General features: G+C 40.2%; 9 protein-coding genes and 1 CRISPR repeat array. Of the genes, 6 read left to right on the top strand and 3 right to left on the bottom strand.

Annotated features, from left to right (window positions below):
• Positions 1-3 precede the first annotated feature (3 nt).
• From PMEL_RS08190 to PMEL_RS08170, 5 genes are all read left to right on the top strand, one after another.
• A complete protein-coding gene (locus PMEL_RS08190) occupies positions 4-1758 on the top strand; it encodes a RagB/SusD family nutrient uptake outer membrane protein (protein WP_120174871.1) in 1755 nt (584 codons plus the stop codon).
• 1135 nt (positions 1759-2893) lie between these two features.
• Positions 2894-4147, top strand: coding sequence for an ATP-binding protein (locus PMEL_RS08185; RefSeq protein ID WP_120174870.1), 1254 nt, complete (start codon positions 2894-2896; stop codon positions 4145-4147).
• A 224-nt stretch (positions 4148-4371) separates the two neighbouring features.
• Positions 4372-5577, top strand: a complete 1206-nt coding sequence (locus PMEL_RS08180; RefSeq protein ID WP_120174869.1) for a hypothetical protein — start codon at positions 4372-4374, stop codon at positions 5575-5577.
• Positions 5561-9787: a serine protease gene (locus tag PMEL_RS08175; protein ID WP_120174868.1), complete on the top strand. Its 4227-nt coding sequence runs from the start codon at positions 5561-5563 to the stop codon at positions 9785-9787. Before PMEL_RS08180 ends, PMEL_RS08175 begins: the two co-directional genes overlap by 17 nt.
• Positions 9788-9853: 66 nt before the next feature.
• Positions 9854-10633 (top strand): hypothetical protein, encoded by a 780-nt coding sequence (locus tag PMEL_RS08170; RefSeq protein WP_120174867.1) that lies wholly within the window; start codon positions 9854-9856, stop codon positions 10631-10633.
• Between the two features lie 176 nt (positions 10634-10809).
• Here the strand turns inward: PMEL_RS08170 and PMEL_RS12140 are convergent, their stop codons facing one another.
• Positions 10810-10998 (bottom strand): hypothetical protein, encoded by a 189-nt coding sequence (locus PMEL_RS12140; protein WP_145985359.1) that lies wholly within the window; start codon positions 10996-10998, stop codon positions 10810-10812.
• A gap of 254 nt (positions 10999-11252) precedes the next feature.
• On the opposite strand from PMEL_RS12140, the gene nrdG reads away from it, so the two are divergent.
• Positions 11253-11738 carry an anaerobic ribonucleoside-triphosphate reductase activating protein gene (gene nrdG / locus PMEL_RS08165; RefSeq protein WP_120174866.1) on the top strand — a complete coding sequence of 162 codons (486 nt, stop codon included), beginning with the start codon at positions 11253-11255 and terminating at the stop codon, positions 11736-11738.
• A gap of 176 nt (positions 11739-11914) precedes the next feature.
• Positions 11915-13170: a CRISPR direct-repeat array (repeat unit 37 nt; unit sequence CTCTGAGAGTATCTTCCATTAAAACAAGGATTAAGAC).
• A 534-nt stretch (positions 13171-13704) separates the two neighbouring features.
• On the opposite strand, the gene PMEL_RS08160 is transcribed toward nrdG, so the two are convergent.
• Both PMEL_RS08160 and PMEL_RS08155 read right to left on the bottom strand, forming a co-directional pair.
• A complete protein-coding gene (locus PMEL_RS08160; protein WP_120174865.1) occupies positions 13705-14349 on the bottom strand; it encodes an ABC transporter permease in 645 nt (214 codons plus the stop codon).
• Complete coding sequence (locus tag PMEL_RS08155; protein ID WP_120174864.1) at positions 14339-15064, bottom strand: DUF5932 domain-containing protein; 726 nt, start codon at positions 15062-15064, stop codon at positions 14339-14341. Before PMEL_RS08155 ends, PMEL_RS08160 begins: the two co-directional genes overlap by 11 nt.
• Position 15065 lies beyond the last annotated feature (1 nt).

Raw genomic sequence — 15065 nt, 5'->3', positions numbered from 1 at the left:
CCTATGAAAAAAATATATGTGCTGCTCTTAGCAGCTATTGCAATGGTATCGTGTAGCGTAGAGCGTCATCCTGAATACATGATGGATGATGATACCATGACTAAAAACATTGATGAGAGTTTTCCATCGCTACTGAATGGATGCTATGGATTCCTAAAAACGTGGTCGGACCCTATGTATCGCTGTGGCGAATATGCTGGAGATAATATCATGATTCGTGGTACTTCCACCGATGCTTTCTATGAGTTTATCTCTTATTCGCGCACGCCTAATAACTACCGATTGCAGAATTTCTGGGATTATAGCTATAAAGTGGTTGCGCAGGCATCTAATATTATCAAGGATGTTCCTGAAGGGAAGAGTGCAATCACCGATACGCAGTTGGGCGAATGCTACTATCTGCGTGGCATGATTTACTTCTATCTCTGTCGTGCATACGGTAGACCATACGCACAAAACCCCGATACAAACCTTGGTATGCCTATCGTTAACGGTACACCTGACGACCCTGTAAACACTGTGTTGCCGAATCGTTCTACCGTAAAGGAAACTTACGAGCAGGCGATTAAGGACTTAGAGAAGGCGGCTTCGCTGATGACAGAAGACTTGCACAGCGAAGAACGTTGTATCTTTGCTTCTAAAGAGGCTGCTTGGGCTATGTTGAGTAGAATCTATCTCTATATGAGTGGGACTTACGAAAGCCCTAACACTGCCTACGCTCAGAAGAGTGTTGAGTATGCAACAAAGGTAATCGACTCTGGTAAGTTTAGTCTGTTGAGCCGTAAGGACTATGGCGTTAGCAACACACTCGAACCAGAAAACAACCCTGAAAACATCTTTGTGGTGAAAAGGGTAGACTCTGAGTTCCCCGGTTGGGATTATTATTACACCATCGGCGGTATGTATTCAAATATCGGCGGTATGGGTTGGGGCGAAATGTATGCGTCTGGTAAGTATCTTGACTTGCTTAATGAGACGGGTCAGAACGACTGGTTTAATAAGAAGTACACCGATATTCGTGCGCAATTCATTGAGCCACAGTATGTAAAAGACAAGACTGATAAGTATGTCCCTGTCTTCCGTTTCATCAAGAATGTCTATGATGCAAGTGGCAATCAGGTGAATTTCAACTACGTACAGTTGCGTTATACCCGCCAGCCAGACAATAGTTTGACTTGTGATACCACTGGAACGGGACACACTACTCCACTTGTTCTCACCCCAATCGACCCTGCACAGCGTCTTTATTCGATTACTTATCAGGGACATACCTATCGTGGTGTGCTTGACTATCAGATGAAGCTCAACCGCGTTTATCCTATGTTCTATGTGGTGAAGTGCTCTCGTCAGGGTGGTAAGGAGAATCAGTTGTATTCGCCTATCATCTCTCGTCTTGACGAAATGTATCTTAATCGTGCAGAAGCAAATGTGAAATTGGGTAATATCGCCAGTGCAATGGCTGACGTGAACACGATTCGTGAGCGTGCGATCGTGGGTGGAAGCTATACGAGTGCTCAGTTTACTGCTGCTACTGCAAAGACTTTGGTGGATAAAGAACGTCAGTTAGAGTTGGCGTTTGAGGCAGAGCGCAGCTACGATGTGTTCCGCAATGGCGACACCCTCACTCGTCGTTTCCCTGGCCCTCATCAGCCAATGGTTGACATCCCAGCAACTGATTATCGTGTGATTTACTTCATACCACAGTCGGCTATCAATGCCTATAAGGGTAATTTAGAGCAAAATCCAAGAAGTAACTAATGCTTTTATCTCTCTAAAAGTATTTTCATAATGCTACAATTAAGGCTTAGTTAGGATTCTAACTAAGCCTTAATCTTATTCTTTTTACGCCTTGCGCTTCTGAATTTTCTTTACATTATGAGTAAGGAAATCAGCTTGTCAAATGCCTAAAAACACTAAATTTATTGCCTTTGTAACTATCTTGTTATAAAGTAGTTATGAGGTTGTTTTCTAAAAGGTGCTTAATAAGACTTCAAAAGGGCGTTAGTAAGGGTCTTAAAGGGCATCTTTTGCAAGCTAATTGGGCGTTAATTGGAAGCTAATAGAGCATCTATTGATTTATGAGTGGTGATTTTTTTATTACAAATCACAAGTTGAAGCCTTCTTCCCCTCAGTCTTTTTCTATTTTATGTTTTTATTCTCTCACAGAATACACAGATAAACAGAAAGAGCAGATTTCCTTTTTGCTGAGTAAAAAGCTCAGAGACCTAAAGGTCTTGGAATACACCGAGCAGCTTTGCAAATGTATATCCATCGTGTCTGTGTCTTCAAATGACCTTTAGGTCTCTGTGCTTCTGTTGCATCTGTTCATCTGTGTACTCTGTGAGAGAGAAAATAGTCTTTGTTTCTGTTGCTTCTGTTCATCTGTGGATTCTGTGAGAGAAGACTTTATAATTGTTCGGACAGAGTTTTCATTAGTACGCCATAATTTTGATTAGCTACTAACGTTTAAAAGTCAAATCATAAAGTGCAAAGTTTATTTTGTGTTTTCATTCTCTCACAGAACACACAGATAAACAGAAAGAGCAGATTTCCTTTTTGCTGAATAAAAGGCTCAGAGACCTAAAGGTCTTGGAATACACCGATCAGCTTTGCAAATGTATATCCATCGTGTCTGTGTCTTCAAATGACCTTTAGGTTTCTGTGCTTCTGCTGCTTCTGTTCATCTGTGGATTCTGTGAGAGAAGACTTTATAATTGTTCGGACAGAGTTTTCATTAGTACGTCATAAATATACCTTAGCACAAGTATAGGTTATAAGAAATAATGATTTATGATAAAAAAGGCAGAGGTTATTAAGTTTGTTTTATAGGAAATATGTACCTTTGTAAACTATACTTTATAAGAATACGTAATTCTTATCAAATGTGGTTTATATGAGTATTAGTAAAGATGTTATCAAACAGTGTCTGATTAGTAAGCAGCACGAAGTGGATGAGGCGGTGATTGTGAACCGTCCCACAGATTTTGAAGAGAATGGCAACTATGTGATAGTTGGTGTAAGACATGCGGGTAAGTCGTATCTGCTGTATCAGCGCGTGCGGCAACTGCAGGCAGCAGGAAAGGGATGGGATGAGATTCTGTTTGTGGACTTTGAAGATGAGCGTCTGGCGGAATTCCAACCGGAAGACTTTAACAGTTTGTTGGAAGCCCATCTGGAACTGTATGGTAAAAAGCCAGTGGTATTTTTGGACGAAGTGCAGAACATTCCGTATTGGGATAAGTTCGTGCGCAGGTTGGCTGATGCGAAATACAGGGTGTACGTGACGGGCAGTAATGCGAAGATGCTGAGTAAGGAGGTGGCAACTACGTTGGGTGGACGGTTCTTTATCTACGATGCGTACCCATATTCTTTCAAAGAGTATCTGGCAGCGAAGCAGGTGGAACTGAGGAAGCATTGGGAGTATGACACGATTCAGCGAAGCGAAGTGAAGCGACATCTGAATGAGTACTTTTATTACGGTGGTCTGCCAGAGATTCTGTCGTTTAAGAACAAGCGGGCTATGCTTTCGAGTTTGTACCAGAAGATTTACTTGGGTGACATTTGTGTCCGAAACAATATTAAGAACGATAGGGTGTTGAATATCCTGATTAAGAAGATGGCAGAAAGCGTAAAGCAACCACTGTCGTATAACAGGCTGAAGAACGTGATAGTGGCAACGGGGTCGCCCATCAGTGTACCTACTACGATAGACTATGTGGATTATGCCGCTGACAGTTGGCTGATATTACCCATGGAAAATGAGATTGGGAAGCTGACGGAGAAGGAGACGCAGAAGAAGTACTACTTTGTTGATAACGGTTTACTGAACTTGTTCCTGATGAATTCAGAGACATCGCTACTGGAGAATATGGTGGCGGTGGAACTGTGTAGGCGGTGTGGCAAAAAGAATGTGTTTTTCCTGAATGTGGATAAGGAGATAGACTTCATTGTACCCGACGAGAAGTTGGCTATACAAGTGTCTTATAGCATCAAGGATGAGACTACTTACAATAGGGAGGTGTCGCCATTAGTGAAATATGCCAAGACGCACGAAGACTGGAAGTGCCTGCTGATTACGTATGATGAGGAGGACACAGAAAAGGAAATACCTGTGGTGCCGGTGTGGAAGTGGCTGATGGAAGGGTAACTTAGGATAGGACACTCGGAATATGATTTAGAATAATCGATGGTTGATAAAATGTAATGAGCTAATGAGTTTCATGGTATGAGATGATAGGAAAACAGTGAAACACTATCTTGAGGAGGAGTTGTATAACAATGGGAACTTAAAGATAGAGAGGTTGGAGATGTTTAAGCAGCTATTGGAGATGTGTGAAATGTATAGGAGTAAAAAAGAAATACGAATAGGAGATGAAAGCAATAATAAAAACCTTTGAATCGGGAGCTGGCGACTGTATCTTTCTCGTAATAAAAGATGAGATGGATGGCAGCTTTTTTCATATTATGATGGACTGCAATGTATTGACAAATGAGATAAAAACTTATATACGTGATGAACTTGACAAACATATAGATGTACTCATAGTTACTCATATTGACCGTGACCATGCAAATGGTATAACCAAGCTAATGCGTAACTCTGATTTTGCAGATATGCAAATAGGTATGATTCTATTCAACGGTTTCCAGCCGCAAACAGAGCAACCTCAGACTTTGCCCCCTCAAACTATAGCAAAACTGCAGGCAGCGGCTGAATTGTTGCCGCCGACGATAGATGAAGCATTTCAAAAAACGAATGGAATGGATGCGGCATGTTTAATCACAGAGTTAAATAAGCATCCGCAATGGAAATTCGTATGGAGACAAACTCCGATATTGGCAGGGGAAACGATACCGCTTGGTAATAAAGAAAAATGGGGAAGACTTAGAGTGCTGTCTCCAGCACAAGACGTGATGGACGATTTGCTACACGATGTGAAGTTAGAATATGCCAAAAGATTAGGCTCTGCACCTCCAAACGAGGCATTTGTAGATCAAGATAAATACTATGAATTGATGCTACGATTAGCAGAACTACGAAAAAGCCCTTCTTTGGCAAGAAAGACCAGTGCAGGGGCTATAACTAAAGAAACGTTGAATAAGAGCGCAAAAACAGAAGCTGAAGAAAAAGGTGTTACCAATTCTAATAAAGCATCACTCGCTTTCTGTTGGGAAGGTGGTGACGAGAAGAAACGCATTCTTCTGATGGGAGATGCTGTGTCATCGCAAGTCGTGAAAGAATTAAATTACATCGATGATGATGGAATATGGTTTGAAGCTGTGAAGGTGTCACACCACGGGAGCAAGCATAATACTAGTATAGAACTGAATGCTAAAGTTGATTCAGCTCACTACTTTTTTACAGGCGGGAAAGATAATGAAGGGCCAGATATTGAAACTGTTGCAAAAATAGCTATGAAACCGCTGGCAGAGGGAATAGAACAACGGGTGATTCATTATAACCATGAGAAAGGAATTAACCTTTGGAAAGAACTGAAAAAAGAAAAGGCAATACAATTGCTTAATAATCATCATACACAGTTGAGTACAGACAATACATATGAATTTGAATATTGACAATTACGGAAATAAGGGTGTAGTTCCCGTATTTTGTGGGGGCTATGTAAGTGGCACCGCTTTCTTTGTAACGCCAACATACCTATTAACAGCAGGCCATGTTGTAGCTGAGTATATTTTAGACAAAGAGACAATGGTTGCAGTGGTTGTGGAAGATGAGCACAAGGTTTGCCGCGTACTTGTACATCAAGCCGACCCTGATGTCGCTATATTGGAAAGTGTTGACTATATATGCCCTAATGAGTATGTACTGCCATTATTAGCCAGTAAGTTTAAAGAGAGAATTGATTTGTTGATAGTCGGATATCCGAGAGAACTGGGAAACGGCGTGGATTATTTCGGAGTGACTGTGAAAAATAGTCGGGAGAAAGCAGACCTTAAAGGGGGCTTTGACCGAATGGTTGTAAGAACTGATAGTTTTGGCTTCAATAGCTATGAAGGTTTTTCAGGGTCGCCAGTGATAAATGATTTCGGAATGGTTGTAGGTATAGAAACAGACCAACTCTACTCTTCGTTAGGCTATCTTTCCATCGCAGCGATTAAAGAACTGGTTGAAAAGGAAACAGAAATCAGAATTGAAGAGAATGACGATTTATATGATAACACCCCGTATGGTCTGAGAAGGAGTTATAACCACATACGAGAGCACACTGCCGACATGCTCAAAACACGTTATAATGACAAGGTTCATGTAGAAAATGAGGAAGTAGAAAAGACTATACAGCGATTTTGTGGCTATGGCTTTGAAGAAGAACGGCTTGAAATACATGATGAGTATAAGTCTTGGCATGATAAAATGGCTGGTGACAGACTAACATATATTGATAGTATTATTCAACTTGTAAACTATTTACAAGATGGAATTATCACAGATGGGGTCAAAGGCGGAATGGAGAAGCTATTTTGTTTGAGGGGTAGCGAAAAGAAACTCCATGCTGACCACAGGAAGGAGTTGCAAGCCATTTATAACAAAATATATACATGGCTTCATAATAAGACGTTATATGAAGAAAGACAATTCATGCACGTTAGTGGTACTGCTGGGTGTGGAAAGTCTCATTTGCTTTATAGGGAGGCTCTTGAAATAAGTAATCGCCAACAGATATATATGCTATTGGGTTCGGAATTTTCACCCTTGGAAGATCCGGAGAAAACAATAGCACGTGTTATGGGGTGGAAAAGTAGTGATTCGCTTAAAGAACTGGATGATAAACTTGCACGTGAAGAAGGGAAAACTGCAACTATCATTATTGATGCTTTGAATGAAGGAGCGGGTACTCACTTTTGGATGGAGCAATTACCAATTCTAAAGAACAAGATTTCCCGTTACAGTCATCTGAAGATGATAGTATCGCTTAGAACGCTTTCGAAAGAAGACCAACTCAACGATATCTTGATAAACGATTGGCATTCTTTGAGGGTAGAAGGTTTTAAGAACCGAAAAAAGGCTATCAGGAAGTATTTCGAGGCATACGAGATTATGACGGATGAAGTGCCATATACAGAAATAACGGAATTCACCAATCCGTTATTTCTGAGAATGTTTTGTGAAACTTACTATAGTCAGACAGAAGAAGAACGTGAGAAGGTATTAAGGCTTCCTATCTATAAGCGTTATTTAGAAAAGCGTAACTACGAAATAACTGACGGTGTGGATGAAGATGTGAAACAGCATGTAACAACAAAATATATACTATGGGTAGCAGAGAGATCGCTTGAACAATGGCAGTGTGAGGACATACCAAGACAGCAAGCTTATAAACGTTCATATAGGGTGTGCCCGTTCAGGACATGGAGCAAGAGCCTGCTGAAGAATTGCCTGGATGCGAACCTCCTTCGCGAATATACTACCTCTGAAGGTGATTTTGTAGATTTTGAGTTTGACTCCATGGGTGACTATCTGAAAGCAGAACGATTATTGAATCGTAAGTGTGATGATGGTGATCGATTCAGGACGTTGGAAAGATTGTATGACCAAATGGATGCTGCCTATCATGTTAGACTCAATTGGCAGAAAAAGTATAATTTTATCAAGGCCTTTCTCAGTGTGTGGAACCCATCTGCTGTCTTTTGGAAGAAACGAGAGTTCATGAATGGCAAGTTGACAAGCCTTTTGCTGAGTAGTATGTCAATGAGGAATCTACGTGATGACAAGAATACACTAACTGCGGATATTATAGATGATATACTCCGGCAGAATCCTGATTATATAGATCCAGAATTGATTTTGAGAAACATGGAACTTTATAGCCAAGGGTTGATGGATGAAGTGCATAGACAACTGATGTCCATGAAAATGGCAGAACGTGACCTGAAATGGACTACTAAAGTGAATGGACTCTTTGATGGGGGCATATACATGGATTTGATAAAAGCTCTTGAACCGACTCTTGATCATGAAGTGAAGACCTTGCTGACGGTAGAGATATGGATGTTGAGTGCCAGTTATCCCTATCTGAGGGCGTATGTAATGAGAAAGGTGAAGATTCTTCTGTCAGAAAATCCTTGCCAAACGGAATATGTTATTGATAAGTTCCATGCAGTTGATGACCCATATATTTTATGGGGATTGTATGCTGCAGTTTATGGTGTAATTGTTGACAAAGCTGATTTCAGCAGAGTTATTGCAGAAAAGATTTTATCTTACCATTACGGAGAAGCAGGAAAAGTGCCACAAGACTTGATGGTTAGGCATTGGACGCTTAAGATTCTAGAGTTGGCTAATCATCAAGATCCTACAATAGATGCATGGAGTAAAGCTCAACCGCCTTATAATGTAACTGAAGATATTTTTGCAGAGATGCCCGAAGATGACTACGAGGCTGATGGATATTTTGGTGAAACAGATGGTGGAAAGCAGATTACCCGTTCGCTGTTTCATTGGGACTTCAGCCGTTACATTATCGGAACAAACAGTAACAACGTATCCAGAATCTTCTTCCGCGACGGAAAAGGCGTGAGCTTGAGGAAAATTGAGTATGCAATAGCTTATTTGATAAAGCATAAGTTTGGATGGAATGATGAGTTGGGTAAATATGATTCAGATGTGCCATATCAGGCTCGCGCAGAGAACTCTGTAGAACGTATAGGAAAGAAATACCAGTGGATAGGTATGTATAGGGTCTATGCCTATCTGTGCGATACTTGTCAGATAAGGATTAACCTCTGGTCTGCACGAGAACGATTTGCAGAAAAGAACTACCCTTGGTATGCCAGAGAGCATGATTACTACGATCCTACGCTCACGGATAAGGATTTGACTTTGGAGAAGTCACACCAACTGTTTGATGTGTTACGACCAGCATCGACAATGAAGCAAATTGCCAAAGAATGGTTGCAAGATGAGCGCCAGATGCCTCCATTGTATTTTAGCTTGAAAGATCACGATGGAAATGAGTGGATTGTTTTACAAGCCTATAGTACCATTAAGGAAGAGAAGGGTGATGATAAACGTGAGCAATTTGTGTTATACAATGGAGCGTTTGCAAATAAAAATAATTTTGAGCAGCTGAGAAACTGGGCTTCAGACAAGAATTTCTATGGACGTTGGATGCCAGAGTATAATGGTAGTATTGATTACAGATGGAATGAATATCCATGGGCAGATAGTTATTTGCAATTAGGAGGCGAGGACGACGATATCTTTGACGAAGGTGGCGGAGAAATGAAATTGGCTTACGAAGCTCAATTACAAGAGGATTATAAGGGTATTGATGATGAATGTCAATTTATGAGTACTGCTTATATGCCATGCAAGGAAATGATGGAGATGTTCGGATGGCATACAGCTGAACGCGGTATTATTCGCAATGAACACGACGAAATTGTAGCAATTAATCGAAATATACCAGGTGATCCTCTGCGTGCATTGTTGGTATTACGTAGCAAACTGGATGAATATATGGAGGAAAAAGGTTTGGTGTTGTTCTGGAGTCTGGTAGGAGAGAAGCAATATGGTAATCATCCTCATGCGTTAATAGTACGACTAACAGGAGCTGCTGCTTATAGGGTGGGTAAGGAAATAGACAGGATACAGCCATTGAGGAATGAACCACCAGCACCGTCAAGAGAACGTGTGAAGTTTGAGAAGAAAGATTTTCCATCACTCTCAGAAGAATTCCTCAATCAGATAAATGAAATGGACGAAAATGAGTTGATGAAGATGATGAGTAAGAATGTGTTGAAAGAAAGAAAAAAAGATACTGAATAATAATGCTTATTCAATTAGAAAAGGAGTGTTATAAACTCCTTATATTGAATAGTTGTACGAGCTATAATGATGATGACAGAAATAAAACAACTGTTTGCTGAAGAGTTAACCTTGTTGAAGAAGATTCAAAAGTATGGGAAAGGACATTCACAGGATGAACTGGAACGGATTGAGAAGGTTAAGCTACTCCTGTTATACCGTATCTACTCAAATCTTTATTCATCACTGCTGTTAACTGCGCAGGTCTTGAAAACTGGAAAGATTTCATTTTTTCAGTTACCGATGGGATTGCTGTTGCGTTGTTGCTTTACCGATTGTTTATTCACCCTATACATACAGTGTTCAGGCAAGAAACGAACTTATGAAGAACTAGATCTGAGATTAATAGAGTATGCCAACTCTATGTTGGAGCGTAAAGAGGTATACATAGAACAGTTGAAAAATACGGGACAGATATTTGATGGCGTCTTTATAGATCATTTGTGGGAGTTGACGATGGAAGATAAATTCTTGGGACAGCTAACATTGGATGATAATCTGGAGGAGTTGACGATAAAAAAGCAATCGAAACAACAATTGAAAGATAAGGGCTTTTCGAGGGTGAAGAGTATTACGACCAAAGATGTTGCAAACTTCTTGATTAGGATTCCTGAACTTGAAAAAGTGGCAACACGATTGTATCACTATTACAAGTATTTCTCGCAATATGAACACTTTTCGGAGAACGGACAAGGGGATATACTTGCGTCGTTGGAAAAGGACGGTAATGATAATATCCATCTACCTTCAGCCATCAAATCCTTAAGTGACGGAGTGGAGATTGTGATGAATAAAGGTGACAAATAACGAGTGAAATGCGGTATACAAATGGAAAAATAAAGGGAGTGATAGATACAAAAGCAATTGGAAGAAAGCGTTGAATCAGTTCAAAACTTTATTGAAAATAAGTTTGGTATAAGAAAACCTATAAAAAGTTGAGTGAATAGGATGTTTTTGTAAATTTATATCTATAAATCAAGTGGTTAGGAAGAAACATTCACTTCTATGAGTGATACAGGTTTAGTAGAAAGATTCTGTATATTTGATGGTTTTGCAAGTATTTTACTTCCAAGTTGGAAAAGTACATGTTCCAAGTATTCAGCAAGCTGCATCGTAACTACGCCTGCTGTATGTTGGACTGTGAGATTATAACTATTCTCGTACAGTTCCATACTTACCGTTTCCAGCGATCTAAAGTTCTTCTATCTCAGCATATAATGGGCTTATTTTTTACCTCATATCTTAAAAGAGAGATGAAACTTAGTGATTTTATCAATAATTCCAGATAAAGTCTGCTTTGTTTAATACTTTCTTTATATCTTTGTGGAGTAAAAAATCGCTCTTCTAAAAGGAGACAGCACGATGTTGCAAGGGTGTGGATAATCACTTGCGCATAAGCGTGTTTAGCAAATATAGTCAGATAGTAATGCTTCGTTATATCAATACAGATATCGTCTTTCAGGAGTTTCCCGATGAGGTGACGCTTGCCATCAATATCTCGGGATGTCCGTGTCGCTGTCCCGGTTGCCATAGTCAGTTTCTGTGGGCAGACAGAGGAGAGGAATTGACGGTTGAAGCACTATCTGCACTGATTCGTGAGACGGAAGCCACGATTACCTGTGTGGGTTTTATGGGGGGCGATGCCGACCCTGCTGAAGTTGACAGACTCGCTGAATACGTAAGATGTCATCATGCTGGACTAAAAATCGGGTGGTACACTGGGCGCACAGCTATCTCTCCGCTCATTGACCAACAGCGTTTCGACTATATCAAAGTGGGACCTTATCTCCGCCATCTCGGTGCCCTCGACTCTCCTCGCACCAATCAGCGAATGTACCGCCGCAGTCCCGATGGCAGCTTTGAGGATATCACCTCCCACTTTTGGAAAGCCCATGAAGACAAGAACTTATAAAAAAGTAGTCTTTGCTTAATAAGATTTAACCCTGCGTTCCTTGACTTTTTGTTTAAAAATCACTACCTTTGCACTCGCTTTTAAAGCAGTTAATTTCTATTAACAAAAGCCGATTTTATAGGTCTTACTATTATCAAAACCTCTGAACTCAAGGATTCTTAGGTTTTGCTCTCTGACTCTGAGAGTATCTTCCATTAAAACAAGGATTAAGACGTACATCTTTTCGCCGTATAGCCTTTTTACGTCGCACTCTGAGAGTATCTTCCATTAAAACAAGGATTAAGACACACTACAACCTGCATAAATATCATCAATATCTCCCTCTGAGAGTATCTTCCATTAAAACAAGGATTAAGACACCAAATACCATGAATACATCACCCTTCTCGAGAGCTCTGAGAGTATCTTCCATTAAAACAAGGATTAAGACCCATTGATAGAGTCATCATCACCGTCCTTTGCTTTCTCTGAGAGTATCTTCCATTAAAACAAGGATTAAGACTGCCCGAGTTTTTTTTTGATGTTCATCGGTACATCTCTGAGAGTATCTTCCATTAAAACAAGGATTAAGACTATATACTAACCACATAAAACTAATAAATATAAAACTCTGAGAGTATCTTCCATTAAAACAAGGATTAAGACAGTGCCATTCTAAATCTTATTGAAGTTTTAACAGTGGAGCTCTGAGAGTATCTTCCATTAAAACAAGGATTAAGACTCTTTTGCTTCTTCCTCCCACATATCACCTTCTCTGAGGGTATCTTCCATTAAAACAAGGATTAAGACGCAATGTGAACAACACACACATTATCACGCACTGACTCTGAGGGTATCTTCCATTAAAACAAGGATTAAGACTCACTCTTCTTGTAGACTGGTAAGGAGTTACTACTCTGAGAGTATCTTCCATTAGAACAAGGATTAAGACCCATAATCAACCAGTTAGCATCAATATTATCAAAACCTCTGAGGGTATCTTCCATTAGAACAAGGATTAAGACTTATTATAATTATTTCTAACATAGCTTTTTTTATCTCTGAGGGTATCTTCCATTAGAACAAGGATTAAGACTTATTATAATTATTTCTAACATAGCTTTTTTTATCTCTGAGGGTATCTTCCATTAGAACAAGGATTAAGACCTTATATTCGTCAATCTTCATTGTTGGTATTCAACTCTGAGAGTATCTTCCATTAGAACAAGGATTAAGACTGCTTGTTTAATTCGTTTCTTGTAGTCTTCGTTTGCTCTCTGAGAGTCTCTTCCATTAGAACAAGGATTAAGACTCTTTAAAGTACTTAGATATGTTGTCAAGTGCACTCTGAGAGTATCTTCCATTAAAACAAGGATTAAGACTGCAAAAGTCCTTTTGTGTTATTGCTAAATTCTCCTCTGAGCGTATCTTCCATTAAAACAAGGATAAGTAGAGGTGGCAAGTTAGAGAAATATAGTAATTCTTTAAGCATAGTACTTCTTCCTCTTTTAGCAGTATTCTCACTTTAGGAAAGGTCAGTCATAAAGTAGTATGTAAGAAAAAAGCCTGCAGCTCTTTGCTTTGGGATCATTATCTTTGTAATTGCGTTTACGGCTACTCCTCGTAATGGTGGGCGTGTTTTATAAGTCATTGTAAGTCATTGAGTAACTAAACAATGATAAAGAAGTTTAAGGCAATCATCATGGTGCAATTGTAATATATGCACAGCGTTCTCTAAGTGTAACGAATGATTTAAGGTTTTTCCTGCTCTTATGTGTGCTTAATCTGCATAGACAAGTTGAACTAAAATAAGTTTGCTGTCATTCCTGTCACCTTTAACGAATGCTTATATAATTGATTTACAATGAGTTTTCTCAAAATGTTAAAAGTGACAGCAAATGAAAACAAACTTATTGTAGTATATATTTAACCCAAATCGGTCATTAGACCATAATAAGTTTAGGCTCTAATGACCGATTGGTTGAGGCTATAAAATAAATACATACCTTATCGACATATACAATTGAATGCCAATAAGGTAGGTGGGGACAAGTCTTGATCCTACTTCCAAACCGCCTACAAGAATCTTGTGCATCTTGGCAACGCTGTCTATCGTACCACTTGCCACACCGTAGGTTAGTGACATAATCGTGACGATGAGCGATAGAGAAGGGATAAAACTGGATGAGAAGGAACTGGGGAATAGCTGCCCTGTCACACTTAGGAGAATTGCGTGCGGAACAGCTGTGAGAAGAATCATGATAATCACATAGACGATAAACTCGACCAATGCCACGCGAAGACCTGCCTTCTCACGATAATGGAATTTGTAACGATTGTTTGTGGAGTTTGTTAGGCTGCTTCTCATATTTGATAGCATTGCACGTAGTGCAGTATAAAGACGGCTACGAACGCACGCACCTGCTGCCATCACTGTCATAATAAAGTAGATGAGCAGTGGTGAAAGTTGGTTGCTGACAAAGGAGCCAAAGAACCAACGGATGCCCTCACTACTCAACATAGACCGCATCGGTAGCTCGGGAAAAGCTGCCGTTAGAAGCCATGAGAGCAGTATCAGTGCTAACTGGGCTATGAGAAGCACTAAGACAATGTAACCTAACTTATTCCTCATCGGCATGGAGGTTGTCGATATCGATAATACGTAGTTCTAACGCACGTACAACAAGGCGCGTTGCGTTGACGCTCATACCATTGTTACCATCAGGGAAGAACTTCTGTACGAGTTCGTTCTGTCGTTTCTCTAAACTTTTCACACCGAAAGGCATACCACGAAGGTTGGTAATCTGCTCCTTGGTATAACCGAGTGCAAGATGGCGAAGGAAGCGCTCATCATACTCGTCAATCTCGTAGCTAACCATTGCTTCTTGGTGCATCAGCTGACCGCTCACGCTCAACTTGAATCTGCCTACAATCTTCTCAAGGATAGGCTGATTGAATACCATTCGCTTGCCCGACATTACACTTGCCACGTCGCCACGTGTCAATAGCTCGCCACTCTTCAAGCAGATACCATCAGCACCTGCATCAAGAACGTCAACCCATAGCTTTTCATTCAATATCTCACCTGTAAAGATAAGCACCTTCACGTGTGGATAAGTCTGCTTTGTTTGACGGCATATTTCTACTCCCACCGTTGTTGAACCACCCAATCCAAGGTCAAGCAGAACGAGATCAGGTAGGTTTTGCTTAATGAGTTTCCAGTAGGCAACTTCACTTTCTGCTGTTCCGATAATCTCAGCTTCAGGGATTTCGTTTCTGAAGATACCCTCCGTTCCTTTTAACTCTAAGGGTACGTCTTCAACGATGATGACTCTAAAATTCTCCATA

The organism is Prevotella melaninogenica (assembly GCF_003609775.1).
In the GTDB taxonomy this organism is placed as follows: domain Bacteria; phylum Bacteroidota; class Bacteroidia; order Bacteroidales; family Bacteroidaceae; genus Prevotella; species Prevotella melaninogenica_A.
Note: the sequence above shows the minus strand (reverse complement) of the source record. Positions and strands in the feature narration are given on the sequence as shown.

Bases quoted from the DNA above. Each gene is read 5' to 3' on its own strand.
- PMEL_RS08190 (WP_120174871.1), top strand. From the start codon at position 4: ATGAAAAAAATATATGTGCTGCTCTTAGCAGCTATTGCAATGGTATCG.
- PMEL_RS08185 (WP_120174870.1), top strand. From the start codon at position 2,894: ATGAGTATTAGTAAAGATGTTATCAAACAGTGTCTGATTAGTAAGCAG.
- PMEL_RS08180 (WP_120174869.1), top strand. From the start codon at position 4,372: ATGAAAGCAATAATAAAAACCTTTGAATCGGGAGCTGGCGACTGTATC.
- PMEL_RS08175 (WP_120174868.1), top strand. From the start codon at position 5,561: ATGAATTTGAATATTGACAATTACGGAAATAAGGGTGTAGTTCCCGTA.
- PMEL_RS08170 (WP_120174867.1), top strand. From the start codon at position 9,854: ATGATGATGACAGAAATAAAACAACTGTTTGCTGAAGAGTTAACCTTG.
- PMEL_RS12140 (WP_145985359.1), bottom strand. From the start codon at position 10,998: ATGGAACTGTACGAGAATAGTTATAATCTCACAGTCCAACATACAGCA.
- nrdG (WP_120174866.1), top strand. From the start codon at position 11,253: ATGCTTCGTTATATCAATACAGATATCGTCTTTCAGGAGTTTCCCGAT.
- PMEL_RS08160 (WP_120174865.1), bottom strand. From the start codon at position 14,349: ATGAGGAATAAGTTAGGTTACATTGTCTTAGTGCTTCTCATAGCCCAG.
- PMEL_RS08155 (WP_120174864.1), bottom strand. From the start codon at position 15,064: ATGGAGAATTTTAGAGTCATCATCGTTGAAGACGTACCCTTAGAGTTA.